The organism is Cytobacillus gottheilii (assembly GCF_001636345.1).
Lineage (GTDB): Bacteria > Bacillota > Bacilli > Bacillales > Cytobacillaceae > Cytobacillus > Cytobacillus gottheilii.
The window spans coordinates 2,188,414-2,212,054 of sequence record NZ_KV440945.1; the positions used below are offsets into that span (position 1 = coordinate 2,188,414).

At 37.0% G+C, this 23,641-nt stretch carries 25 protein-coding genes and 2 riboswitches; of the genes, 11 read left to right on the plus strand and 14 right to left on the minus strand.

Annotation, left to right across the window (positions count from 1 at the left end; genetic code table 11):
* Nucleotides 1-28 precede the first annotated feature (28 nt).
* The 3 genes from A6754_RS10625 (at nucleotide 29) to A6754_RS10635 (ending at nucleotide 3,375) form a co-directional block, all read left to right on the plus strand.
* Complete coding sequence (locus A6754_RS10625) at nucleotides 29-1,114, plus strand: GerAB/ArcD/ProY family transporter (protein WP_066444945.1); 1,086 nt, start codon at nucleotides 29-31, stop codon at nucleotides 1,112-1,114.
* Nucleotides 1,111-2,190, plus strand: a complete 1,080-nt coding sequence (locus tag A6754_RS10630; protein ID WP_066444948.1) for a Ger(x)C family spore germination protein — start codon at nucleotides 1,111-1,113, stop codon at nucleotides 2,188-2,190. Before A6754_RS10625 ends, A6754_RS10630 begins: the two co-directional genes overlap by 4 nt.
* A gap of 186 nt (nucleotides 2,191-2,376) precedes the next feature.
* On the plus strand, nucleotides 2,377-3,375 hold the full coding sequence (locus tag A6754_RS10635; protein ID WP_066444951.1) for a Gfo/Idh/MocA family protein: 999 nt from the start codon (nucleotides 2,377-2,379) through the stop codon (nucleotides 3,373-3,375).
* A gap of 234 nt (nucleotides 3,376-3,609) precedes the next feature.
* Here the strand turns inward: A6754_RS10635 and A6754_RS10640 are convergent, their stop codons facing one another.
* Nucleotides 3,610-4,638: a DUF1646 family protein gene (locus tag A6754_RS10640; RefSeq protein WP_066444956.1), complete on the minus strand. Its 1,029-nt coding sequence runs from the start codon at nucleotides 4,636-4,638 to the stop codon at nucleotides 3,610-3,612.
* A gap of 443 nt (nucleotides 4,639-5,081) precedes the next feature.
* Between A6754_RS10640 and A6754_RS10645 the strand changes: the two genes are divergently transcribed.
* Together A6754_RS10645 and A6754_RS10650 are read left to right on the plus strand one after the other, a co-directional pair.
* A complete protein-coding gene (locus A6754_RS10645) occupies nucleotides 5,082-5,342 on the plus strand; it encodes a hypothetical protein (protein ID WP_066444958.1) in 261 nt (86 codons plus the stop codon).
* Between the two features lie 118 nt (nucleotides 5,343-5,460).
* Nucleotides 5,461-6,357, plus strand: a complete 897-nt coding sequence (locus tag A6754_RS10650) for a TetR/AcrR family transcriptional regulator (RefSeq protein ID WP_066444960.1) — start codon at nucleotides 5,461-5,463, stop codon at nucleotides 6,355-6,357.
* Between the two features lie 107 nt (nucleotides 6,358-6,464).
* On the opposite strand, the gene A6754_RS10655 is transcribed toward A6754_RS10650, so the two are convergent.
* Nucleotides 6,465-7,349, minus strand: a complete 885-nt coding sequence (locus A6754_RS10655; RefSeq protein WP_066451567.1) for an SDR family oxidoreductase — start codon at nucleotides 7,347-7,349, stop codon at nucleotides 6,465-6,467.
* A gap of 193 nt (nucleotides 7,350-7,542) precedes the next feature.
* Here A6754_RS10655 and A6754_RS22760 point away from each other — a divergent pair, with 193 nt between their 5' ends.
* Nucleotides 7,543-7,716, plus strand: coding sequence for a hypothetical protein (locus A6754_RS22760; RefSeq protein WP_156495759.1), 174 nt, complete (start codon nucleotides 7,543-7,545; stop codon nucleotides 7,714-7,716).
* 96 nt (nucleotides 7,717-7,812) lie between these two features.
* Here the strand turns inward: A6754_RS22760 and trhA are convergent, their stop codons facing one another.
* The gene (gene trhA, locus A6754_RS10660; protein WP_066444963.1) at nucleotides 7,813-8,460 is read right to left on the minus strand and encodes a PAQR family membrane homeostasis protein TrhA; all 648 of its coding nucleotides are present in this window, start codon (nucleotides 8,458-8,460) and stop codon (nucleotides 7,813-7,815) included.
* 151 nt (nucleotides 8,461-8,611) lie between these two features.
* On the opposite strand from trhA, the gene A6754_RS10665 reads away from it, so the two are divergent.
* Entirely contained in the window at nucleotides 8,612-9,190 is a 579-nt protein-coding gene (locus tag A6754_RS10665; RefSeq protein ID WP_066444968.1) for a DUF1836 domain-containing protein, read from the plus strand.
* Nucleotides 9,191-9,282: 92 nt separating this feature from the next.
* Here A6754_RS10665 and A6754_RS10670 read toward each other — a convergent pair whose 3' ends face one another.
* Nucleotides 9,283-10,293, minus strand: a complete 1,011-nt coding sequence (locus A6754_RS10670; protein WP_066444974.1) for an LLM class flavin-dependent oxidoreductase — start codon at nucleotides 10,291-10,293, stop codon at nucleotides 9,283-9,285.
* 214 nt (nucleotides 10,294-10,507) lie between these two features.
* Entirely contained in the window at nucleotides 10,508-11,344 is an 837-nt protein-coding gene (locus A6754_RS10675) for an undecaprenyl-diphosphate phosphatase (protein ID WP_066444976.1), read from the minus strand.
* Between the two features lie 320 nt (nucleotides 11,345-11,664).
* On the opposite strand from A6754_RS10675, the gene A6754_RS10680 reads away from it, so the two are divergent.
* The gene (locus A6754_RS10680; protein WP_066444979.1) at nucleotides 11,665-12,900 is read left to right on the plus strand and encodes a hemolysin family protein; all 1,236 of its coding nucleotides are present in this window, start codon (nucleotides 11,665-11,667) and stop codon (nucleotides 12,898-12,900) included.
* 131 nt (nucleotides 12,901-13,031) lie between these two features.
* On the opposite strand, the gene A6754_RS10685 is transcribed toward A6754_RS10680, so the two are convergent.
* The gene (locus A6754_RS10685; protein WP_066444982.1) at nucleotides 13,032-14,171 is read right to left on the minus strand and encodes a CAP domain-containing protein; all 1,140 of its coding nucleotides are present in this window, start codon (nucleotides 14,169-14,171) and stop codon (nucleotides 13,032-13,034) included.
* A 203-nt stretch (nucleotides 14,172-14,374) separates the two neighbouring features.
* Here A6754_RS10685 and speD point away from each other — a divergent pair, with 203 nt between their 5' ends.
* The gene (speD, locus tag A6754_RS10690; protein ID WP_066451569.1) at nucleotides 14,375-15,181 is read left to right on the plus strand and encodes an adenosylmethionine decarboxylase; all 807 of its coding nucleotides are present in this window, start codon (nucleotides 14,375-14,377) and stop codon (nucleotides 15,179-15,181) included.
* Here the strand turns inward: speD and A6754_RS10695 are convergent.
* The 4 genes from A6754_RS10695 to A6754_RS10705 all read right to left on the minus strand — a co-directional run bounded on the left by A6754_RS10695 (nucleotide 15,178) and on the right by A6754_RS10705 (nucleotide 17,994).
* Nucleotides 15,178-15,420, minus strand: a complete 243-nt coding sequence (locus A6754_RS10695) for an MBL fold metallo-hydrolase (protein WP_066444985.1) — start codon at nucleotides 15,418-15,420, stop codon at nucleotides 15,178-15,180. The genes speD and A6754_RS10695 overlap by 4 nt on opposite strands.
* Before the next feature lie 11 nt (nucleotides 15,421-15,431).
* Nucleotides 15,432-15,587 carry a hypothetical protein gene (locus tag A6754_RS22765; RefSeq protein WP_156495761.1) on the minus strand — a complete coding sequence of 52 codons (156 nt, stop codon included), beginning with the start codon at nucleotides 15,585-15,587 and terminating at the stop codon, nucleotides 15,432-15,434.
* A gap of 153 nt (nucleotides 15,588-15,740) precedes the next feature.
* Entirely contained in the window at nucleotides 15,741-16,652 is a 912-nt protein-coding gene (locus tag A6754_RS10700; protein ID WP_066444987.1) for a MerR family transcriptional regulator, read from the minus strand.
* 283 nt (nucleotides 16,653-16,935) lie between these two features.
* A complete protein-coding gene (locus A6754_RS10705) occupies nucleotides 16,936-17,994 on the minus strand; it encodes an AbrB family transcriptional regulator (protein WP_066444989.1) in 1,059 nt (352 codons plus the stop codon).
* A gap of 179 nt (nucleotides 17,995-18,173) precedes the next feature.
* Here A6754_RS10705 and A6754_RS10710 point away from each other — a divergent pair, with 179 nt between their 5' ends.
* On the plus strand, nucleotides 18,174-18,920 hold the full coding sequence (locus A6754_RS10710; RefSeq protein WP_066444992.1) for an AAA family ATPase: 747 nt from the start codon (nucleotides 18,174-18,176) through the stop codon (nucleotides 18,918-18,920).
* 116 nt (nucleotides 18,921-19,036) lie between these two features.
* The gene (locus A6754_RS10715) at nucleotides 19,037-19,813 is read left to right on the plus strand and encodes a Cof-type HAD-IIB family hydrolase (protein WP_066444995.1); all 777 of its coding nucleotides are present in this window, start codon (nucleotides 19,037-19,039) and stop codon (nucleotides 19,811-19,813) included.
* 55 nt (nucleotides 19,814-19,868) lie between these two features.
* On the opposite strand, the gene mtnD is transcribed toward A6754_RS10715, so the two are convergent.
* Genes mtnD through A6754_RS10735 form a run of 4 tightly spaced genes read right to left on the minus strand, consistent with a single transcriptional unit; the run spans nucleotide 19,869 to nucleotide 22,907 of the window.
* Nucleotides 19,869-20,402, minus strand: coding sequence for an acireductone dioxygenase (gene mtnD / locus A6754_RS10720; protein ID WP_066444998.1), 534 nt, complete (start codon nucleotides 20,400-20,402; stop codon nucleotides 19,869-19,871).
* Nucleotides 20,402-21,025, minus strand: a complete 624-nt coding sequence (locus tag A6754_RS10725; protein ID WP_066445004.1) for a methylthioribulose 1-phosphate dehydratase — start codon at nucleotides 21,023-21,025, stop codon at nucleotides 20,402-20,404. Before A6754_RS10725 ends, mtnD begins: the two co-directional genes overlap by 1 nt.
* Nucleotides 21,022-21,684: a 2-hydroxy-3-keto-5-methylthiopentenyl-1-phosphate phosphatase gene (locus A6754_RS10730; protein WP_306806923.1), complete on the minus strand. Its 663-nt coding sequence runs from the start codon at nucleotides 21,682-21,684 to the stop codon at nucleotides 21,022-21,024. Before A6754_RS10730 ends, A6754_RS10725 begins: the two co-directional genes overlap by 4 nt.
* 2 nt (nucleotides 21,685-21,686) lie before the next feature.
* Nucleotides 21,687-22,907 carry a 2,3-diketo-5-methylthiopentyl-1-phosphate enolase gene (locus A6754_RS10735; RefSeq protein ID WP_066445008.1) on the minus strand — a complete coding sequence of 407 codons (1,221 nt, stop codon included), beginning with the start codon at nucleotides 22,905-22,907 and terminating at the stop codon, nucleotides 21,687-21,689.
* A gap of 110 nt (nucleotides 22,908-23,017) precedes the next feature.
* Nucleotides 23,018-23,122: riboswitch (SAM riboswitch) on the minus strand.
* A gap of 331 nt (nucleotides 23,123-23,453) precedes the next feature.
* A riboswitch (SAM riboswitch) is annotated at nucleotides 23,454-23,602 on the plus strand.
* The last annotated feature ends 39 nt before the right edge of the window (nucleotides 23,603-23,641 follow it).

Sequence of the window (23,641 nt, forward strand, 5' to 3'; positions counted from 1 at the left end):
TTGAATTTATGAGAAATGAGCGATTGTTATGGTACAAAAGGAAGAACAAGTTTCGCCTTTTCTAGTTTTCTTTTTAATACATGCGATTCAAGTTGGAGTGGGGATCTTAGGTTTTCAGCGGATTGTGATTAAATCAGGAGGAAATGACAGCTGGATTGCTGTTATAGCCGCTGCAATAATCGTCAGTGCAGTAATATTTATACTGTACACGCTATTAAACCGCCACCAAATGGACATTATACAGATTCAGAAAAAACTATTTGGCAAATATATTGGTTCATTATTTGGACTAATATGGATAATGAATTGGATCTTGTTAACAGTTACTGTTTTGAGCAGCTTTGTGGAAATTGTGGAAGTCTGGGTGTTCTCGACAATTAATATTTATGTATTTGCCTTTATTTTTATTTTGCTCACCTACTATTGCTTAACAGGAGGATTCCGAGTAGTTGCGGGTATATGTGTATTAGGAACCATTATCCCTATGTATTTATATTTGACTTTTTTATTTCCTCTCGAGCATACTCACTTGCGCAATCTGCTGCCCATCTGGAATCATTCAATAAAAGAAATGGGTCTTGCGACGAGGGATATGTCGTTAAGTTACCTGGGATTTTCAAGCTTGCTCATGTATTACCCTTATATAAAAAATGCAAAAAGCTCGCAAAAATGGGCTCATTTTGGGAACATCCTTACCTGCCTCATCTATTTATTTCTAATGGTTATTACTATAGGGTATTTTAGTGAAAAGCAGTTAAGTCATCACATATGGGCTACTTTATCACTCTGGAAAATTGTTGAACTGCCTTTTGTAGAAAGGTTTGAATATATCGGAATTACATCATGGGTGCTAATGATTTTACCGAATATCTGCTTATTGGTTTGGGCGGCAGCGGAAGGGATCGGGAAAGTAGTAAACATTAAACAAAAAAAGGTACTGCTCATTATTTTATTAATCGTATACATTTTAACCATTTTCATGAGTGGCAGAGAAAGAATAGACATGATGAATAATGTATCAGCTAAACTTGGCCTATTCTTGCTATTTGTTTACATCCCAGTTTTAAGTGCATATTCTTTTGTTTGGAATAAACTGAAGGAGAAGAAGAAATGAAGAAAATCTTTCAGCTCTTTTTGCTTGCTGTTATTGTTTTTCTAAATGGCTGTATGAATATTGATACGCAAATTCTCGATGAAATCCAGCTTTCTTCTGCAACGGGCTATGATTTAGTAGATGAAGATCAATATGAAGTTACTGTTGTATATCCAGTATACGAAAGTGGGGGCGGAGTGAAAAATAAGACTCTGACAACTACCGATAATTTAAGTAAAGAAGTACGAGATAAACTGAACTTGAAATCAGAAAAACCATTGGTAAGCGGAAAACTTGAAGTAGCTCTATATAGTAGAGAATTGGCAGAAAAAGGTATTTCTCTTATTTTAGATTCTCTTACCAGGGATCCTTCTGTTGGATCTAACGTGATGATTGGAGTAGCTGATGGCAGTACGAAAGAGATTTTAGAACAGCAATACGGTGAAACAGATAATGGCATTTTTTTATCAGACTTAATTGAACAAAATATGGAAGCTGGTGTTATTCCAAAAACAAATCTTCATCTTTTTATGTATGGCAACTATGCTGAAGGACTGGATCCTATTGCGCCAATAATTGGCCTATCGGAGGATGAATTGACATTGAAGGCAATTGGATTATTTGATAGCGACCGTCTGGTTGGACATGTTGATGAAAAAGATTTCTCGCTTTTAAGAGTACTAATGGAGCATAAAAGCAAGAGAGATTCTTTTTCGCTGGAAATTAATGATCATGAAAAAGTATCTATTTCATCGATGGGAACAACGTTAAATTATAAAGTCTCTAACCCAATGGAGATGAGTGATATTACTATTCACTTAAAGATAAAAGCGTATATTCGTGAATATATTGATGGTGGATTAAAGAAAATCAAAAAGCAGCAAATTGAAAAGGCTTTTGAGAAGGATATAAAAGAAAGAGGAGATGCACTAGTTAAGCAATTTCAAGAATTAGGTATTGATCCGCTGGGAGTTGGTGAAGAAGTTAGAACGAGAAGCCGAAATTGGGATGTGAAAAAATGGGATGATCTTTATCCTGAGATTTCCATTCATATCGTGCCTGAGGTCAACATAACAGAAACTGGTGTATTAGAGTAGGTGCATTAGAAAAGATTATTATTTACCAAAATTTAGATCGAGCTTGCTGGCACATCAGTGCATCATCCTTAAAACCTTGATGACAGATCATTCTTCCACTAAAATGTATATATGGTAATGTGTTACGATATTATTAGTTCAATTAAGTGAAAACAAAAGATTGCACATACATTTGGAGGGTGGATTATGATTAAATTCGGTGTGATAGGAACGAACTGGATTACTGAAAGCTTTTTAAAGGCAGCTAGCGAGATTCAGGATTTTAAATTGCAAGCAGTTTATTCTAGAACGGAAGAAAAGGCTAAGACATTTGCAAATCAGTATCATGTAAGCACGATTTTTACAGATCTGGAGGAAATGGCAAAAAGCGACGAAATTGATGCTGTATACATAGCTACTCCCAATTCATTGCATGCTGAGCAGGCCATTCTTTTCTTAAACCATCAAAAACATGTTTTATGTGAAAAGCCCATTGCATCCAATGCGATTGAGTTTAAACAGATGGTTCAAGCCGCAAAAGAAAATAACGTGCTGCTTATGGAAGCGATGAAATCTACATATATGCCTGTTTTCAACGAGGTAGAAAAGCATTTAGAAAGAATTGGACAAGTTCGTAAATATTTCGCCAGCTATTGCCAATACTCATCAAGGTACGATGCATATAAAAATGGTCAAGTTCTAAATGCTTTTAATCCAGCATTTTCGAACGGTTCTTTAATGGACATTGGCGTATATACCATCTATCCTCTTGTTAGATTGTTTGGAAAGCCAAAAGAAATACAGGCTTCCTGTATAAAGCTAGATACCGGAGTTGATGGTCAAGGCAGCATTATCATGAAGTATGAAGATAAAGAGGCAGTTGTCTTCTTTTCAAAGATTGCTGATTCTAATCTGCCTGCTGAAATACAAGGAGAGAAAGGCAGCATTATGATTGATCGAATCAGTTCACCTCAAAAGGCTGGAATTGTACTTAGAGGCAGCGAAGCAGAAGATCTAACGGTATCACAATCATTTGATCCTATGTATTATGAAACAAAAGCATTCATTGACCTGATTAAAAATGGGGAAACAGAATCTAAAATTAATTCATTCAAAACATCTCTTGAAGTGTTGGAAATCATGGATGAGGCCAGAAAGCAAATGGGTATTGTTTTCCCAGCAGACGAGAAGGCAATAAATAGCTGACGATAAGCAATGGTCTTGCCGATGTTCAGAAGGTAATGCAGAGCCTTAAATATCAGAATAAAAACCTGCAATATAGAGGCGGCTTAAATGGAAAACCCAAATGATTAAAAGACGTTGCATTTTTCGTCCTTCTAATCGTTTGGGTTTTTTTTATGAATTAGGTAAGACTGCTAAAATAGCGATCTAATAAATTGATAAGTCTATGAAGCTGTTTTTCTATGCTAACATACTTTTCTATGTTGCTGCTGCAGTTATTAGGACAAATATAAAGAATCCGAGCATTGCAGCAAATCCTACAGGCAGTCCAAATTTAGCCCATTCCTTGCTAGTAATCTGCAATTTGCCGGCAGAGATGATATTAGGAATATTTCCAGGTATCAGCATGCCTCCGCTTAATAATAGCCCCATTAAGATCATTTGCACGGTAAACTGTGACATGGAAGAACTAATTTCAGCAGCAGCAAGTGTGGCATTATCCAGGAGAGCGGAAATAATATTAATCCAATACAAATAATAGGGATCAAGATTAAGTAAATAGTGATTGATTAACGGTTCAAAACCTGCACCAAGGAAGGTTAAACCCATGACAAAAAAGTAGATCTTTAATGCTCGAACAAATATCTCTTCATAGTTTTCTGAGTTCGGTCTCTTGCTGAATGAAGCTTTTCCATCCGCTGGGGGATGAACAAATAGAATGGTCAGAAAGGCAAAGAAGATAATAACAGCGATCACCTGAGGTCCAATTAAGGAAAACAATAAGAAAAAGTCACCCTTTAATTTACTCACAGCAATCGTTGCTAATGGTTCGCCAATAGGAGTTAAGGCTGCCCCAGATCCAATCGCAAAACATGCCAGTACAACAAATCTAACTTCAGAAGCTCTATCAAGCTTCAGCGCACTTACAACAACGACAAGAACTAATGCAGCAATAATAGCTGTTATAAAGCTGGAAATAATGCCAAGTAAGACCACAACACTTGCAGCAAATAAGCGGAACGGCATTTTCTGACTAAAACGGATGATTGATTTTTCCAGAGGCACCTGCAGCCATTTAAATAACAACCCAGCAATAAATACGGCAATGGCAATATTAATTGGATCACTAGCAGCCTTAACGAAAAGGGCGCCGTCAAACACTCCGCTCACGAAAGCTGCCAGTAATCCCATCAAGAACAAGAAAAATTCTAAGTTTTCCTCAACGACTCTTACAGTAAACGGTAATAACATAACGAGCGCAAAAATAATGAGCAATCCAAAAAACATAATCAAACTCCAATTATTTGTATTTCCACACGTGTACGCGGATATTTGATATATATGTTTTAAATTGGACAAACTTTACAACTAGTTCATTTTGTTCGTTTATATACTGTTAAGAGCTGTACCGTTAATATTAAATTCTGGCTCTTTCATCGCCAGCTTCGGTGTTTGGCGTTCAATACCTTCTTCTGTTGAGATTGAATAGCTTCCAGTTTGTGCAGTGGAGGCCCCTTTCTGCTCAGTGTGTTTTTTTATTATATTTATATTCTTTACCTAGTGTGTAACAAAATTAGGAATTTTTCTCTAATAAATTTACTACTTTCTGCTCCTGTTCTGCTTAAAGGGTACGAAGATTTGAATAGGGATACTGAATATTATTGTCATATAGTGAAAAGTCCTTGTATAATATTTATAATGGTTTGTCATACAAAGAGGAGTTTTTATATATGGAAATTTTAATATCTTTTTTAGGGCATGTAGCAATCGCTATCTTTCTAGCTCTTAACGCGCCAAAATACGGGAAAAGTCCTGTTTTATGGGGGATTTTTGGCTTTTTCTTCGGAATATTGGCTTTAGGTATTTATTTTGTACAGACAGGAAAAAAGGTGATTGGCTGGATTCTTATTATCATCTTCGTAATGATCATGATTTTGATCGTCATATTTTTTTCAGTCCTCATAGCTTTTATTTTTAGTTCATTCAGTTAACCTATGCTGCCTAAAGCTTAGGTTTTCTTTATATTAGCTTCATAAATTTTTGTTTGTGCAATAGTCTCTCACTGCGGTAAAATAAAGGGTATGAATTTCGTTGAAAAGGTGATGTTTTTTGAATAAGAGAAAGCTTCATGTTATGGATATAGCTCATCATCTCTTTATTGAAAAAGGCTTTCAAGCAACTTCTATACAAGAAATATTAGAAAGCAGCAGGATTTCTAAAGGTACTTTTTATAATTATTTTTCCTCTAAAAGCGAATTATTAATTGAGATTATAAAATGGCTTCATGAAAAACTTGAAGACGAACGAAGTGCCATGCTTATAGGAGAGGATTTGAAGAATAAAGAGGTATTTTGCAAGCAAGTGGTTATTCAAATGAAGAATAATAAACGAAATAAGCTCTTGAATTTATATCGTGAAATATTTGCAAGTAAGGATGCCGATCTTGTCCGTTTTATTAAGCATCGCCAAGTAATGGAGATACGCTGGTTAATGAAACGATTCAGTGATATTTGCGGCGAAGATAAAAAGCCATATTTACTTGATTGTGCAGTCATGTTTTTAGGAATCGTCCATCAAAATATTCAATATAACAGATTAGATGAAGAAGCAGATAACGACCATATTGAAAAAGTAATCGAATATAGTGTGAATCGAATCTTATATATGGTCGAGGAAGTATCACTTCATGAAGCACAGCTGCTGGATCCTGCGATTATAAATAAATGGCTGCCGACACATTCACAGGAAGAGCTGGAACTAAATGAACGTATTGATTTGCTTCATGCACAGCTTCAAAATATTATCCATAATTCCCATTTTAGTGCTGAAGAAAAGGATCGGCTGACAGAGCTGATTGAATTTATTAAAGAGGAATTATTTGAAGTAAAGAAGGTAAGGCATTTTGTAATTGAAAGTGCACTGGATTCAATATCGGCTAATGAGGTAATAGCGCAGAATGTTTATTTTCAAAGATATATGGATGTCATCAGGCAGAATATTCATTGACTTGAACTACACATTGATTACGTATTCAATGATTATAATCCTTCATAGAACACATAAAAAACCAGCAGATGTTGTGCTGGTTTTTTTATTATATTTATTTGTCCTTTTTAGGAGGAAGTCCATTGTCCGCCGTTCACATGCAAGGTTTGCCCCGTCATAAAGCGGGAATCATCAGAGGCTAGAAAAACAAATGCAGGAGCTAGTTCAAATGGCTGACCCATTCTGTTCATTGGATTTCCAGCCAGTGCTACTTGATCAGCCGAAAAACTAGATGGGATGAGTGGTGTCCATACCTTACCCGGAGCCAGTGCATTAACACGAATGCCTTCCTTTACTAAGTTATTCGCCAGTGCACGGGTAAATCCCACATTGGCTGCTTTTGTAGCTGTATAATCAATCAGCAAATCATTGCCTTCATAAGCTACAATGGAGGCTGTATTGATAATAGTGCTGCCTGCCTTTAAGTATTTCAGTGCTGCACGAGTCGTATAAAAATGAGAATAAATATTCACTTTAAATGTATCATCAAACTGTTCATCGCTGATATCCATTAAACTATTTTGATGAAATTGAATGCCGACATGATTGCATAAAATATCCAGCTTCCCGAACTCGGCTACCGTATCTTCTACAATTTTTATGCATTGTTGTTTTTCTCGCAGATCACCCGGCAATAGTAGACAGCGTTTGCCAATCGCCTCAATTCGTCTTTTCGTTCGATTAGCGTCATCATGTTCATCCAAGTAGGCGATTGCAACGTCAGCACCTTCTTTAGCAAACGCAATGGCTGCGGCTGCTCCCATTCCGCTGTCTCCGCCAGTGATTAAAGCTGTTTTACCGTTAAGTTTTCCGCTTCCAGTATAATTTGGATTTTCAATGATCGGTTTTGGCACCATTAAGCCTTCTTCACCAGGCTGCCGGTATTGACGCTGCTCTGGTACTGCGAGCGGTACTTCCTCATATCTTGTAATTTTTCCGAAATTCGGATACATAGGGTATTCTTGCTTACCTAGTTTTTCATAATCGTTATTAGGCACGGTAAAGCCTCCTTTTCCTGCAGTCAGATTAACTTATGATGCATATGCCTAATTTGTGCCTATGTGTTGCAGTAAAGGAGACTTGCTCAATAATAGGTGGATTTGCATATAGTGCTCAAGACTGGATGTAAGAGAGGAGATGTGAAGGATGTTGCCTTATTATGTGAATTTAGAAGTGAAATACTTACTGATCGACGAATCAAATGAAAAAGAGGAAGTTTTTTATGCTGATAATGAGACGCCATTTAACCTGGCCATGATTGGCCCAAGACCGCCTTTCTATGCAAATCCAAGATATGAACCATATTTTACAAAGATTTAAGATTATATTTATCAATTTAGGAAACGAAAAAGGGAATCCAAGGCTGCTGGATTCCCTCTTTTATATTTACGAAACATATGGAGAAGATCTAATACTTTACAAAACGTACATAAACACGCTTAAGAAATGAGCGGTTGTTCCAAGCATAATAAAAATGTGAAAGATCTCATGAAAACCTAAATGTTTAAACTCTAGGAATTTTGGCTTAACGGCATAAATGACTCCGCCAATCGTGTATAATACACCACCAAAGATTAATAGGAAAACACCCGCTGTGCTTAACGTTTCACTTAAAGGTGCAAACGCAAAAATAATGATCCATCCCATACCAATATACAGGGCAGTCGATAACCAGCGCGGGCAATTAAACCATACCATTTTAAAGACAATACCCAATACGGCAATAACGGATACAATCGTAAACAGCACCCATCCGGTAACTCCGTTTAAACTAATTAAACAAAAAGGAGTATAGGAGCCGGCAATTAATACGAAGATCATAGAATGATCCAGTCTTCTAAGAAAAGCGATCACTCGGTCTTTTGCGATGACCATATGATAGGTCGCTGAAGCGGAATACAGCAAAATCATACTAATTCCAAAAATGATGACAGCAGTAATCGCAATTGCTGAAGTAGTTGTCATTGATGCTTTTATTACCATAGCGATTAAGGCAATAAAAGAAAGGATTGCACCGGCAAGGTGGGTAAGTCCGTTAATAGGTTCACGAATATAAGATGTCATTTTTGCATCCTCCTTCTTTTAAAACAATTATATGTAGTATCGATAACTACATATAATGATATACGTATTTTGATATGTAGTCAACATTTACATACTGAAAAATTTAAAGTAATATGAACGATATAATACATCGAAATAGAGGGTTAAACAAATGAAGGAAATGAATGAGATAGTAAGGAAGATGGCGCTGGAGAAGTATATATCATTAGAGGAAATTCCGCAGATCGATTTATATATGGATCAGGTCATTCAGCTCTTTGAAAATAAATATGCAGAAGCTAAACGCAATGAAGATGAGAAAGTCCTAACAAAAACGATGATTAATAATTATGCTAAGGGAAAGTTGTTTTTTCCAGTAAAAAACAAAAAATATTCCAAGGAACATATCATCTTGATCAGCTTAATCTATCAATTAAAAGGTGGATTATCCATTAATGATATTAAAACAACGCTGGATGGCTTAAATAAAAGAGAAGACGATTCAGATTTCGAATTAGAAGGCTTTTATAATAGTTACCTCAAAATCTTTAATCAAAACATTACCGATTTTCAAAGTCATGCGGAATTAAAGCAGGAAGAAGCTCGTGATCAAATAGCGCACTCTTGTCATGAAAGTGAGGAAGAGCTGCAGCAAATTCTTCTCATCACATCAATTGTACAAATGAGTAACCTTTATAGACGATTGGCTGAAAGATTAGTAGATGAATTATCCTCCAAACAAGAAAAGTAAATCGTTATAAACTTACATATACACCGTCTCAGATAATGAAAAAGGCTATTCCAGTCCATAACAGAACTGGAATAGCCTTTTTGTTTGCAAATTTATTTTGCGTTGTGCTGCTTCATTACTTCTGAAACGATCTCATAGGAACGCAATCGGTCTGTATGATCAAAGATTTGTGCATTGACAATAATCTCATCAGCGCCAGTTTCTGAAATAAATGCAGTTAATTTTTCTTCAACAGTAGAAGCATCACCAACAATTGAGCCACCTAACTGCTTATCAAGAATAGCCTTTTCATAAGGCGTGCAAACAGATTCAATCTCATCGATTGGTGCTCTTAATTTTCCGCGTTCATTTCGAATTAAACCAAGAAAAGATTGCTGCATAGATGTAGCTATTCTTTTAGCCTGTTGTTCTTCGTCTGCTGCAATAACATTCACACCAACCATCACATAAGGCTCACTTAAGACAGAGGATGGAGTAAAGCTTCTTCTGTATAAATTAATAGCCGGTATTGTATTCTCAGGTGAAAAATGGCTTGCAAACGAGAAAGGCAATCCTAGCTGACCCGCAAGCTGAGCACTAAAACCGCTTGATCCGAGCAGCCAAATTGGTATGGAAAGTCCTTCACCAGGGACGGCATGTACTGCCGGAGTATGTTTACTTAAAGAAGGATCAAAATAGGCTCTCAATTCCTCCAGCTGTTCAGGAAAGTCATTCCCATCGCTGCGGCGATCCCGTCTTAAAGCCATTGCCGTTACCTGGTCTGTACCCGGCGCACGGCCTAATCCAAGATCAATTCGATTGGGGAAAAGTGACTCTAGTGTACCAAATTGTTCTGCAATGACTAATGGAGCATGATTGGGCAGCATAATTCCGCCGGATCCTACTCTAATAGTTGAAGTTCCAGCAGCAACATGGCCAATTACGACAGATGTTGCAGAACTTGCGATGCCTGGCATATTATGATGTTCAGCTAGCCAGAAACGCTCATAACCCCATTTTTCTGCATGCTGTGCTAAGTCTAATGTATTCATTAAAGAGTCTTGGACTGTACTATTTTCAACGACAGGCGCTAAATCCAATACAGAATATTTTACGTTTGTCATCTGCTCTCAGCTTCTTTCTGAATTATTGTAGGTACATACATTCTAACAATTGTGTACGCTATGACCAAAAAAAATGCTTAATAAGGAGGAGATACATAAAATATCTTTATTTAGCTTACAAGTACTCCTAAATACTAGCTGTCTGAGAGTGCTGGAATATTGGTTACATTCAAAAGGGTATTAATACGAGATCTAATAGAAAACATGTTCTGGCCTAGAGAAAAATAAAGTAAATAACCAATGCTAAAACAATACGATAAATAGCGAATGGAATCAGTTTAATTTTGTTAATGAGCTTCAAAAAGAATTTAATGGATAACAGTGCAAAAAGAAAGGCACTAATGAAGCCAGCAATAAAAAAGGGCAGAGCATCAATGGTAAAGTACTGCCAATTTTTTAACAGGGATAAAAAGCTTGCACCAGCCATAATGGGCACGGCCATTATAAAGGTAAAATCAGCTGCAGCACGATGGCTTAATCCCAATATTACACCGCCTGAAATGGTAGAACCAGAACGTGAAAAACCAGGCCATAGTGAAAAACACTGTATTAGACCAATCGAGAAGGCCTGTTTATATGTAATCTCCTCAACTGTGTTAACCTTTGGCTTTTTAGATGATAATAAATCAGCAGCAATCATAAATAATGCCCCAATAATCAGACCAATTACAACCGTCTTTGTTGTAAACAAATGCTCATCAATATAATCCTCAAATAAAACCCCTAATATTCCAGCCGGTATTAAACCAACAATCACTGTAGAGAGCCTTAGTCGATTACGATCTGCCGCTGCTTCCGCTTTTTTCTTTGATAATCCAAGCATATCAATAAAGCGATCTTTAAAAATAATAACAACTGCTAAAATCGAACCTAACTGAATGACCACTTTAAAGGTATTGGCCGTATATTTTGATAAAAAAGATTCAGTCTGCAGCCACATATCATCCACGATGATCATATGTCCTGTTGAAGAGACAGGTGCAAATTCTGTTAAACCTTCTACAATTCCTAAGATAATTGCTTTTAAGATTGTTAATAAATCAAATTCCATTTTTCTTTGCTCCTTTTATAATGATTCTTGCCACATTTATAGACGAAGAAAGCTGCCTAATTCCCTTCAACATTATAAAGTTTTTTTAAATAATATTTTTTTGATGAATGGGATGATCTGTAAACTTCAGTGATAAAGAAGGAATGAGTATTTTGTTTTTTAAAGGTAAGAATAAAATATAGTAGGAATATATCACATAGTGTACTGTTGATTAACAGTACTTTGCAGTGTAATTATTGGAAATTGGTGAAAGAAAAAGGTTATTATATTAAAAAAGAAGGGTAACAAACAATAAAATTGATTGAAATGGGGAAGAGTTCTTGGTTATTGCAATAATATTTTTCATGTTAATGTCTTTCTTCTTATCCGGAAGTGAAACCGCATTAACTGCAGTCAACAAAATGAAATTAAAAACACGTGCTGAAAATAATGATACGAAAGCTGCAAAGCTGCTCGAGACAGTGTCTAAGCCAGATGAGCTTATTACAGCAATTCTTATTGGTAATAATATTGCCAATATTATGCTTCCGACTTTAGTTACTGTCATTGCGATTGAATATAATTTTAATGTCGGAATTGCAACAGGGATTCTAACAGTTGCGCTTATTATTTTTGCTGAAGTTCTGCCAAAGTCGATTGCTGCATCTCTGGCAGACCGAGTTGCTTTTATTGTATATCCAGTAATCAGAATCTTAATGATTGTCTTAAAACCTTTGACATTCTTGCTTTCAAGATTCACAAGAATGGTGATAAGGTTAGTTTCAAAAGAAGATCCTGATGCAGTTTCAGTTTCAAGAGAAGATTTGATCACAATGGTAGACATTGCAACTGTAGAAGGGACCTTTAAGAACGAAGAAACACAAACCATTAAAGGGGTTATTGATTTTTACAGTCTGGATGTAAGAGACGCTCTTAAAACTCCCAGGATGGATATCATAGGCATTCCATATGATTCAGAGTTTGATTCAGCCCGGGATATTGTGCTAAACAATCATTACACAAGATATCCGGTTTATAAAGAAAATATGGATAATATTATCGGTGTGTTTCATTCAAAATATTTATTATCCTGGTCTGTAGAGGACGGCAAAACACTTCATGACTATACAGATAATGAACCGCTTTTTGTTTATGAATTCCACTCGATTGAAAAAGTCTTTAAACTGATGACAAAAGAGCGTAAGCATATGGCGATTGTGTTGGATGAATACGGCGGTACCCGCGGAATTATCAGCCATGAGGATATAATTGAAGCGATGCTTGGACAGGAAATCGAAGATGAAACGGATGAAGATGCAACTATTTTAATTGATGAATTAACAGATACTCATATTATCTGTAATGCCAAATTGGCGATTAGACGCATTAATGATGTGTTTAAAAGCAGAATTCCAGAGGACGAGGACATCCTAGCAGGTTTCTTGCTGAAAGAACTAGGTTATTTTCCCGAAGAAGGTGAGAAGTTCGATTATCAGCACTTGGAGTTTGAAATTTTAACTGTTATAGATAATCGAATTGACCAGGTTAAGATTGAAAAGAAGGTACCGGCAAAATAAACCTAAAAGAGCAGCTGTTTATATAATAGCTGTCTCTTTTTTTGTTGCTGTTGGGTTTGATCGGAAATTCATTCCCATATAAAAGGAGGAATTCTCTAAAGAATTCCTCCAAACTGAAACAACATTTTAAGTTAATCCGTATAGAAGTTTTCTGTGTAATACGGCTGAAGATTCTCATTAAAAGATACTCCTACACCTAGATATTCATAGTCTTCACGAAGGATATTCTCTCTATGTCCTAGTGAGTTCATTAACCCTTCATGTGCAAATATGCTGCTGAATTGACCTGATGCAAGATTTTCACCAGCAATCCGGAAGACAAGTTGATCCTCTTTCATTCGATCAAATGGAGATTGCCCTTCTAAATTGTTATGGTCAAAATAATTATTCTCGGCCATATCATCACTATGTTTACGAGCTGTTTCTTTTACATGGTCATCCCATGTTAGTGCATTAATTCCTCTGCTCACTCTTTCTGCATTCGTGATATCAAACAACTGATATTCAAAACCAACCATTAATTCTTCATTCGGTTCACCATAAAAGCCGTCCTTTTCAGATTCGAGAGAATGACTAATGATTTGCAGTGCTTTAACCTTATCATCATTATGCTGATCATAAAAAACGGTAACATAGCTGTCATTTAATTCAAAAATATCATAGTCACGGTTTTCCTCAAATTGATAGTAGGTAAAACCTTTTCTTATTTTCGATAATGGAGTTCCTAACTGTTCAAGAACCTCTTGTTCCGCAGTACCAAATGCAATGTCATAGGTTGAAGAGATGACATCTTGGTTTGAGTATAATCCTGCAGCGGCATCATCCAGATAAGTAACCATTACAAAGTTGTGGTAATTGTCATGGTAGGTGTGCCATTCTTGACCATACTCGTTTGTTGTCGTCCGCTGTGGTTTGCCCAAATTATTTTCAATTTGTGATCGGGAATCACCGATCTCTAGATTCAGGATCGAAAAAGCTTCAGCATCTGGTGCGTTTAGATCGGGTTTATCAACTGGCAGTGCTTCTTGCTCCTGTTCTTGATCGGAGATGTCCTTGAGTGAAGCAACAATATCGCTGAAGAGATCCTCTGCATTTTGTAAGAATGAACTGAAAAACGAGGAGACTTCTTCATTTTCTTTTATTGCAAAGAAATCATTCTTTAGATTTTCCAGAACAGAGGCATCTGCTTGTTGCTCAGATTCATTTGTGAGTGTCGGCCAAGCTGTATACAAAACAGCAACAAAAATAGTTAATAGAATTAATTTACGCACTTGTTCACCTGCTTAGAAATGATTAATTCATTACATCATGTAAATTGTCGTTATACAAGAGGATTTAGACGTTTTTCCTCCTTCCTTTTTTACCCTTAATCGAAAGAATTTAAAACACAGTCATGAACCTTTTGTTTTTTCAGCATTTAAATGGGTAACATAAGAGAAAGAAGAAACCTGTTATGAATGAAGAGAGGGATAAAATGAAACTGACACCAGAACAAAGAATTGAATTGCATGGATTTAATAATTTAACAAAATCATTAAGCTTCAACATGTATGATATTTGTTATACGAAAACCAAAGAGGAAAGAGAAGCATACATTGAATATATTGATGAGCAATATAATGCAGAAAGATTAACCTATATTTTAAAAACTGTATCCGATATTATCGGTGCACATGTGCTAAATGTTGCTCAGCAGGATTATGTTCCACAGGGAGCTAGTGTGACAGTACTAGTTTCAGAAGGGCCGGTTGTAGAGGTTCCAACTGAATCTTTTGACGAGTCCCCTGGGCCGCTGCCAGATTCTGTTGTCATGCAGCTTGATAAAAGTCATATTACGGTTCATACATATCCTGAATATCACCCTGATGAAGGAATTAGTACCTTCCGGGCAGATATCGATGTATCAACGTGTGGAGAAATTTCTCCATTGAAGGCTTTAAACTTTTTAATTCATTCCTTTGATACAGATATCATGACGATTGACTATCGAGTGCGTGGGTTTACTAGGGATAAGGATGGTCAGAAGCTATATATTGATCATGATATTAGCTCGATCCAAAACTATATCCCTGAAGAAGTTAAGGAAGAATTTGATATGATCGATGTAAATATATATCAAGCGCACACCTTTCATACAAAATGCAAGATTAGAGATTTCGACTTGAACAATTATTTATTCGGATATACTAAGGACAAGCTTACAGACCAAGAAGAAAAAGAAATTACAGAACGTCTGCAGACAGAGATGGATGAGATATTCTATGGAAAAAATATACTTTAAAAACGAACGGTCCAGCTTGGACCGCTCGTTTTTTTTGATTTTATTCCTATTGCCATTTGTCCGATATGGTCTGTATCCGGATGTGTGTAAATAACGATATCAATCATATTCATACTCAGGATTTGCAGATATTCTATTACTTCGTCTCCTGTGAAGTCACCTGCGTCAATGAGCATGCTATAATCTCGATCACGATCCGCGAACTGATCAAAGGCTGTTTCAACTTGGACTACACCCATTTGGTTTACAGCTATTTAATATCATTTGACATTAATTCGTTAATTTTATATTCAAGCTGCTCAAGCTTCATTTTAACCGCGTCCATTTTCTTCTGCAGCTCATCCAGCTGAAAACGATCTTTTTGCTTAGAAGAATATTTATCAGCTGATTTTTTTTGTGTGGACATTTGCGATCACCTTCCCATTCTGAATTAATCCTATTGTGTGAACAGCCAGCGATACAAACCAGCACTTTAAAATTTTTTGATGAAACCCGTGCAAAAGGGATTGTATATTATTAGCAATTACCCTTTTTTCGCTAAAACATGTAAGAGTAACGGTTATTTCCAAAATTGCCACCAATTTTTTTGAGGAGCTTCTTCAGCTGCAGCAGTTTTTCGAAAAGATTCAATGAAGTTTTGAAAACGATCTTCTCTTTCACGAACTTGCTGCCAGTACATTACTCGTTCTTTTTGGATTGACTCTATGTATATTTCCCGATCTGCATTTAATGTTTCAATTAATGTGCTCATTTCACCGCTCGTCACTTCAGCTGAACTGGATATATAGTGAATCATTGTTTTAAATTCCTCAGAGGAGGCTTCGGATGATTCAGATATTCTTTTTGTCAATGCATGAAAGTGTTCGGAATGACGTTTCGAAGCTCTCGAAACCCGTTTAGACAACGTTCCGACTACTTCGGAGGTTTGTTCCGAAGACTGTTGAATCCGATCGGAGAGAGAATGGATCTCAGCCTTCGTTTTTTCACTGGATTTATAAATGGAATCTGAGAGGTTTTTTACCGTATAAAGAGCGCCTTTTGAAATTTCTCTTTTGACCTCATCAACCACTTCCTTGCGGATACTCATGACGATTTCGTTTTTTATTTCACTTAATAGTTCTGTTTTAAATTCTTCAATGGAAGGGGGGCTTGCTTGCTCTGTTTCTTTTTCAATGGCTGTTATTTGATTTTCAGACTCTTTTATTTCATCTGATTTGCTTGCTTCGAGCTGAAGGTGGGCGTGTAACAGCTGATGGATCATTTTTTGACTCAAATTATTATCACGCATTTCTTTAATTTTCGTCAGCAGTTTTATTTCATGATCGGTATAAAACCGTGCCCCATTTTTGGAGCGGGGAATCTGTAATAACCCTTTTAGGTCTTTTTCCCACTGTCTTAGTGTACCAGCAGGTACTCCAATTTGTTTTGAAACCTCATTAATCGTATATGCTTTAGTAAATTGGTTAGTCATAGGTTTTCGCCCTTTCAATGTTAGATAGATAGTATGAATGATTCGGAACCTGATTCCGAATTCCCGTTTTATACGTTAACTTATTCAGCAACTCTATTGTCTTTTTCCTGCATGACGACAAAACCTCTAAAAACAAGACGAAATTCAGCAAGAAGAACGAAAAACTGGTGAAAAAAGGAATTCAGTGTCCGAAACAAACGAAAAAAGCTGCCATAATCGGCAGCTTAATTTGCATCCAACAAAGAGCGTGGATATTCGACAAAATACGAGGAATTCCGGGGTGTCACTGTGACAGCCTTCGAAACAACCACTTCAAAAAAGGCGGAATAATAAAGTATATAAAAAATATGCGAAAGAGCTGATAGCTTGTTACAGTTGAAAGATCTGCGTTGACTTCATGTGCCATGATCGCCATCTGGTCCATCCCGCCTGGTGCAAGGCTTAGAAAGCTTGTTGGTGCAGAGAGCGGCAGGATTTGCCTTAATCCGAAACTCATTAATAAAGAGCCGCCAATTAGCACGATACTGCTGATGATTGCCAGAATGAAAATTTTCCGCTTATTTTCTAAATGTTTCGGCTTCATTAGCATGCCCACATAACAGCCGATTGAAAGCTGAGCGAGATCTAAAACAATCGCAGGAATACTAGGGCCTTCGAGACCGGTTAATCCTAATAAGGCGGTTGCTGCAAGAGGACCAAGCAAATAAGGGGTTGGGGATTTTATTCGCTTGCCTAAAAGTGTAAAAAGAATCGCTGCAGGAATGTATATAAGCAAGGGTAAATAGTTATCCATTCCACTGGAGCTTAAAGCAGAATAGCTTTCAGCAGCATTTTGGTGAAATAATGGCCCAAAGAGCAGGAAAGGGACAGTAACAACGATCATGATCACTCTTGTTACTTGTAAAAAGGTGACTACTGTAAGATCAATACCCTTTACCTCTTCAGCAAATACGAGTATTTGCGATAAGCCTCCCGGTATGCTTCCAACTAAAATAGAAGGATAATCAATCCCGGTCATTTTTGAGATGAGTTTGGCAGTAAAGCCGCAAAAAAGGATCAAAACAACCGTGAATGTCAGCATATACGGCAAGCTGGTCCCCATCTGGATCATACTCTCCTTAGTAAACGAAAGCCCCATTGAATAGCCGATAATCATGATGCTAATATCCCGAAACTTCGCTGGAAAAACAGGAGTTACCTTACTAAAAGAAGAAAAGAGCAAAGTGGCAGCTAAAGGACCAAGCAGCCATGGAACAGGTATGCCAATAAATGAGAAGAGCAGAGCTCCCAGGACAGCTAAGCTTAGTGTTAAAATGATATTTTTGCTCTTAATGCTATTCATAACAAACCTTCTTACCTACATTTATTTCAAGTCTCGAAAAATATGTTACTATTTTAACATATTGCCGCTTTACTTGCTTCATTCCCTGCCATCATTGATATAATGAAATGGTACATAGAGAATAATTAGATGAACATTCATACTGAGAACGATTATTTTAAGCGGGGGAGAATAGGATAATGTTTTTAAAGCGGGTTTCACTGATTTTTGGAGCAGATGATGATTTAAGTAAATATCCATTTACGATTCCATCCATAAAAAACTTCAAAGAACTGCAGTTAGAGAAAAGAGTTACTTTTTTCGTTGGTGAGAATGGATCAGGTAAATCGACACTTCTTGAAGCTATTGCAGATAAATGTGAATTTAACACAGCGGGCGGAGGCAGAAATAATTTATTTGATGTCGATCAAGCTGAATCTGCACTTGGGGAGAATATTCGTTTGTCTTGGATGCCTAAAGCGACCAATGGATTTTTTTTGCGTGCTGAATCTTTTTATCAGTTTGCTTCACATATTGATCAGTTAGCAAAAGAGCATCCAATGATATATAACCAATATGGGGGGAAATCTCTTCATCATCAATCACATGGTGAATCGTTCTTAACCTTATTCCAGCATCGTTTCAATGGAGAGGCACTCTATTTGTTAGACGAACCAGAGGCCGCTTTATCACCTGCAAGGCAGCTGGCATTTTTGCGAATCATTCATGATTTAACGAAAACAGAAGATTGTCAATTTATCATTGCAACACATTCACCCATTCTTCTGGGTTATCCAGATGCAGATATTTTTAGTTTTGATGACGGGGAAATTAGGAAGGTTGCCTATGAAGATACCGATCATTTTCAAATAACAAAGTATTTCTTGGATAATCGCGATCGCTTTTTACTTGAGCTGTTTAAAGAAGAATATGATGAAGATATGTAAATTTTATATTATTCTTTTCTGATTTTTTTGTAAATAATGTAAAAAAAAGCTGATTCTTAGAAAAATGTTGACCTTTCCTTTTATAATAGGTGTAGAAAAGGGAGGTATGCTAAGACATGTTGGGTTCTAAAAACACACCAGAAATTAAATTAATCGCCCTTGATATGGATGGCACACTGCTGAATAGTGATGGAGAAGTTTCTCCTGAAAATAGGGCTGCCATAGCAGAAGCTAAGAAAAAAGGGATACATATTATCCTGAGTACTGGAAGATCTAAATTATCCTGCAATGAATACGCAAAATCCCTGCAGCTGAATTCCTATTTAGTTACGGTAAATGGCAGTGAAATTTGGGGGCCGTCTGGAGAGCTGGTACAAAGAAATAATGTAGATGCTGAATTAGTTCAATGGATGTGGGAATTATCAAAAACACACAGCACAAAGTTTTGGGCAATTGGCTGTGAAGGGGTTTGGCATAATGAAATGCCTGATAACCTGTTAGAGATTAATTGGCTGAAATTTGGCTTTGATATTGAGGATGACCATATTAGAGAAGAAATAAAAATACAATTATCCGAAAAAGGTGCTCTTGAAGTTACAAATTCAAGCTTAACCAATTTAGAAGTAAATGCACTTGGAATCAACAAAGCGATGGGGATAAAGGCTGTATGTGAAAAACTTGGCGTTTCCATTGACAATGTCATGGCATGCGGGGATAGCTTAAATGATATTGCCATGATTAAAGAATCCGGCTGGGGCGTAGCCATGGGCAATGCTCAAGAGATTCTTAAGCAAACAGCAGATGCAGTAACAGAACATCATAATCATGATGGAGTTGCCAAAGCGATTCGTAAGTGGGCGCTAGGCAAACCTGTTGAAGTATTTTCATCATAATGTACAGTAAAAAACCAACAGACCAAATTGGGCCTGTTGGTTTTTGTTTTAACACTTAAGCTTTTGCTTCGTCTTTCTCATAAACTGGCACCCAGCCTTCTTGGGTAATGAAAAGTCGGATTGCCACAACCTTACGATCATCAGCTAACGTGAAGTAATGTCTAGTATTTTCAGGTACAGAAATCAAATCACCAGGATTTAAATGGACTTCAAAAAAACGGCTGTCTTTTCCCTGAATAACAAAGACTCCATGGCCACTCACAATAAAACGAACTTCATCATCTGTATGATGATGCTCTCTCTGGAAATTTGTTAACAGCTCTTCTAAATTTGGAGTGTTTTCAGATAGTGAAATGATGTCCGCAGCTTTATATCCCCGTTTTTCAGAAATCTCTTTAATTTCATCATGAAAAGCGTCAAGGATCGACTGTTTATCATCATCTGATAGAGTGAATTTTTCATGTAATTCACCATCCAGTTTAGCCATATTCCAATTTTCATAGATAACTTCCTGACTTTCTAAAAATGCCGCAACCTCTGCTTGCTCTAAAATAACTTCCTCTGAATTTTGAAATTGAATAGTAGCCATTAATTTTTTCCTCCCGTCAATTGTAAAAGTTTTAATTTATATTGAAATAAAAATTCACTTGCTTCCAATAATTTTTTTGCCTCAAATCCATTCCTGCCCCAAACGGTGATGCCATGATTACGGATTAGAACAGCTCCTTTATTACTGTTTATATGTTCCTTAAATGCTTCAGCTAAACGCGGGATAGAGGCATAGTTTTTGATAATAGGGATGGTAAGAACGGCATCTTCTTCCCATAAATCAAAAGCCTTAATTAGCTCTTGATGCTGAAATTCCACTTGGCCATTCTCTCCATAAAGTTCTGAGATCACATTGTTAGCCACAGTATGTACGTGCAGGCTGCAGCCGGCATTACTTTGACGGTATATAGCAGAATGGAGCAATGTTTCAGCAGAAGGTTTTAAGTTTGTATCTCCAATTGGCCGACCTTCTAAGTTGACCAGTAAAAAATCCTCATTCGTTCTTTGTTTTTTATCTTTACCGCTTGCAGTTACATAAAAATGTGAAGAAGTATCACTTACTTTTATGGCTAAATTTCCGCTTGTGCCCATAAACCAATCTCTTTGAGCCAATTCATCTTTTATGTCTGCTAATTCATTCCACTTTTGTTCATATAGGTTCATATTTTTACCTCAATCATTTCTTCTAATTTATTAATAATGTCGTAGAAGTTATGGAATGACTGGTAAGGAATGTCATATTGTTCACATTTTTTGATAAGTAAGTCTCTGGCGAATACATGGTTTGCCAACTTTGCTGCCTGCAAATCGGTAATTGAATCTCCGATCACAATTGTTTCCATGTCTTGATCTGAAAGTGAACGAATAATCGATGGCTTGCAGCATCCGCATCCTTGGGAAGAACATAAATCATCACATGAATGAGGATAAACGATGTTAATCTTCTCACCCGAAAACTCTGCATGATTGCAAAATATGTTCTCAAAAGGTCCATAGGGTTCTAATACAGGATGTATGAAGAAATCAATTCCCCCGCTGACAATGTATAACGGAATATCGTGTTTTTGAGTAAATGAAATAAATTCACCAAAGCCTTCACGAATTTTTGCATTTTCTAAAACATAAGAAATAATTTCATCTTTAAGAGAGGAGGGCAGCAGTGAAAATAATTGTTTGACACCTTCCTGGATGGATAGCTCCTCGTTTAAGATGGCATTTTTGATTTCATTCGCTTCAGCAGAAGCGAACTTTTCCATAATCATAATAATATTGTCACTTTCAGTAATCGTGCCGTCAAAATCGCAAAATATAATTGGATTCACACTCATACAACTCCCCATAAGTCTAAAGCCGATTTTAATTCTTTATGCTGAGATGCTGCCTCCTCAAGTGTAATGCCTTTTAATACTGCGTCGACAGCTTGCCGGAATGCTTTACCTCCTCCAATGGCGCCCTGGGGATGGCCGTGTACTCCTCCGCCGGCATTGATAATGCAATCTGTTCCAAAATCATTGATTAGCTTAGGCACTAAACCGGGGTGAATGCCCGCAGATGGTACTGGAAATGCTGCCGCCAAGGAAGATTCCTCCCGCAATGCCTGAGCGATCCTTAAGGTTTCGTCTCGGGGCATTGCAACACTTCCATATGGGGAAGGGAATAAGGAAAAATCTGCTCCTGCATAGCGGACTAGTTTTCCAAGCGCTAATGAACTTGACAATCCATAGAAGTCTGAAGAAATGAATGCTCCGCTAAACGCAGGGTGTGCCATTAAAGGCAAGGCAATTTCATCGTCTTCAGCTAATTCCTGGAGTACATCCAGCCCATATGTATGAACATTAAAAAGAAGTGCATCTGCTCCGAGCTCCTTTGCCTTTCTGGCTTGGTCACGCAACTTAGATGTCCGCCCAGTTAAGTTGACTGCATATAGAGTTCGGTGTCCAGTTTCCTCGTAAACATTCTGCAAAATTTCTCTCGATGACACAATGCGTTCATTAAAAGGAGTAAGCTCGTTCTCAAATAAGATTTCATCATCTTTTACAAGATCTACTCCGCCTAATGCTTGATTTTTCAGCTGTTCATTTAAAAAAGGTAAATCCCTGCCAATAACTCCTTTAAAAATACTCATGACAAGTGGCCGATCAAATACTCCAAGCGACTCTCTTATCTGGGAAATTCCAAAGCGGGGACCAGGAAAGTGAGCTGTTATATCTGAATCAAACTCAAGGTCCAAAAGTTTTATTTCTCCGTCTAAAGAGAGCTTGCCAAAAACAGTTGTTAAAATGGCAGGCAAATCAGCGGTAAAGTTGGCGGAAGGATAAGCAATTTTTCCTTCTGCCCTTACTTCACCAAAGCGGGAAGGGTGCTCATCATCATAAAATTCTCTCACTGACACAACTCTGCCTTTATGTTTTCTTAACTGTTCCTGATCGACGGCGGGAAGATCTGTCCAAGATCCTACAGTTAATCCAAGGGCAATACTTTCAAGTTTAGATTCCAGTTTTCCGGGCTTTCCGTATATTTGATAGGTAGCAATGATTTCACTCATATAAATCTCTCCTAAACACTTTGATTATAGGGTTTTGTGCAGCATAGGATAATAGCTGTAAAGCAAAAAACCTCTTCACATAAGAAGAGGTTAATAAAAGTATTAACAGCTTCTTATCTTCCAGCTTTTGCTGCAAGAATTAGCACCGTGTCCATTCATTTGGATCGGTTGCCGGGTATCATCGGGCTCGTCCCTCCACCTGCTCTTGATAAGAAAATGAAATTTTATAAATTGACTGAATATATCCCGTATTATTACATCACCAATTCATTCTGTCAATTATGAATTTTTTAAATTGAGGTTATCAGATTATACGATTGAAAACTGAAATTATTCTTGAGAATAAGTTAAACAACGCTAGTGCCTTTTAGGGTAGCTGTTTAAGATACATAGTATGGAGGATGCAGCTGAAAAATGATCAATATATTGTATGCAGAAGTTATTTTTCAAACATATGTGGCTTAGTAAATAAAAAAACATTTGACATATTCAGAAAAGTGGTGCTAACATTTTCCTCAAGTAAACAACTTGAATATGTGATTTACACTCTTATCCAGAGCTGGCGGAGGGAAATTTGGCCCGATGAAGCCCAGCAACCGACCGTAATATCGTTGTGAGACGAGGCGCAGTTAAATACGCGCCAGAGGGCACGGTGCTAATTCCATTCAGAGAGAAATCTTTCTGAGAGATAAGAGGCGATAGATAATTTCGATTGCCTCTTTCTGATGAAGGAG

What these genes read in the sequence shown, in the direction of transcription:
- A6754_RS10625 (WP_066444945.1), top strand. Translation starts at nt 29, where the DNA reads ATGGTACAAAAGGAAGAACAAGTTTCGCCTTTTCTAGTTTTCTTTTTA.
- A6754_RS10630 (WP_066444948.1), top strand. Translation starts at nt 1,111, where the DNA reads ATGAAGAAAATCTTTCAGCTCTTTTTGCTTGCTGTTATTGTTTTTCTA.
- A6754_RS10635 (WP_066444951.1), top strand. Translation starts at nt 2,377, where the DNA reads ATGATTAAATTCGGTGTGATAGGAACGAACTGGATTACTGAAAGCTTT.
- A6754_RS10640 (WP_066444956.1), bottom strand. Translation starts at nt 4,638, where the DNA reads ATGTTTTTTGGATTGCTCATTATTTTTGCGCTCGTTATGTTATTACCG.
- A6754_RS10645 (WP_066444958.1), top strand. Translation starts at nt 5,082, where the DNA reads ATGGAAATTTTAATATCTTTTTTAGGGCATGTAGCAATCGCTATCTTT.
- A6754_RS10655 (WP_066451567.1), bottom strand. Translation starts at nt 7,349, where the DNA reads ATGTATCCGAATTTCGGAAAAATTACAAGATATGAGGAAGTACCGCTC.
- A6754_RS22760 (WP_156495759.1), top strand. Translation starts at nt 7,543, where the DNA reads ATGTTGCCTTATTATGTGAATTTAGAAGTGAAATACTTACTGATCGAC.
- trhA (WP_066444963.1), bottom strand. Translation starts at nt 8,460, where the DNA reads ATGACATCTTATATTCGTGAACCTATTAACGGACTTACCCACCTTGCC.
- A6754_RS10665 (WP_066444968.1), top strand. Translation starts at nt 8,612, where the DNA reads ATGAAGGAAATGAATGAGATAGTAAGGAAGATGGCGCTGGAGAAGTAT.
- A6754_RS10670 (WP_066444974.1), bottom strand. Translation starts at nt 10,293, where the DNA reads ATGACAAACGTAAAATATTCTGTATTGGATTTAGCGCCTGTCGTTGAA.
- A6754_RS10675 (WP_066444976.1), bottom strand. Translation starts at nt 11,344, where the DNA reads ATGGAATTTGATTTATTAACAATCTTAAAAGCAATTATCTTAGGAATT.
- speD (WP_066451569.1), top strand. Translation starts at nt 14,375, where the DNA reads ATGAAACTGACACCAGAACAAAGAATTGAATTGCATGGATTTAATAAT.
- A6754_RS10695 (WP_066444985.1), bottom strand. Translation starts at nt 15,420, where the DNA reads ATGGGTGTAGTCCAAGTTGAAACAGCCTTTGATCAGTTCGCGGATCGT.
- A6754_RS22765 (WP_156495761.1), bottom strand. Translation starts at nt 15,587, where the DNA reads ATGTCCACACAAAAAAAATCAGCTGATAAATATTCTTCTAAGCAAAAA.
- A6754_RS10700 (WP_066444987.1), bottom strand. Translation starts at nt 16,652, where the DNA reads ATGACTAACCAATTTACTAAAGCATATACGATTAATGAGGTTTCAAAA.
- A6754_RS10705 (WP_066444989.1), bottom strand. Translation starts at nt 17,994, where the DNA reads ATGAATAGCATTAAGAGCAAAAATATCATTTTAACACTAAGCTTAGCT.
- A6754_RS10710 (WP_066444992.1), top strand. Translation starts at nt 18,174, where the DNA reads ATGTTTTTAAAGCGGGTTTCACTGATTTTTGGAGCAGATGATGATTTA.
- A6754_RS10715 (WP_066444995.1), top strand. Translation starts at nt 19,037, where the DNA reads ATGTTGGGTTCTAAAAACACACCAGAAATTAAATTAATCGCCCTTGAT.
- mtnD (WP_066444998.1), bottom strand. Translation starts at nt 20,402, where the DNA reads ATGGCTACTATTCAATTTCAAAATTCAGAGGAAGTTATTTTAGAGCAA.
- A6754_RS10725 (WP_066445004.1), bottom strand. Translation starts at nt 21,025, where the DNA reads ATGAACCTATATGAACAAAAGTGGAATGAATTAGCAGACATAAAAGAT.
- A6754_RS10735 (WP_066445008.1), bottom strand. Translation starts at nt 22,907, where the DNA reads ATGAGTGAAATCATTGCTACCTATCAAATATACGGAAAGCCCGGAAAA.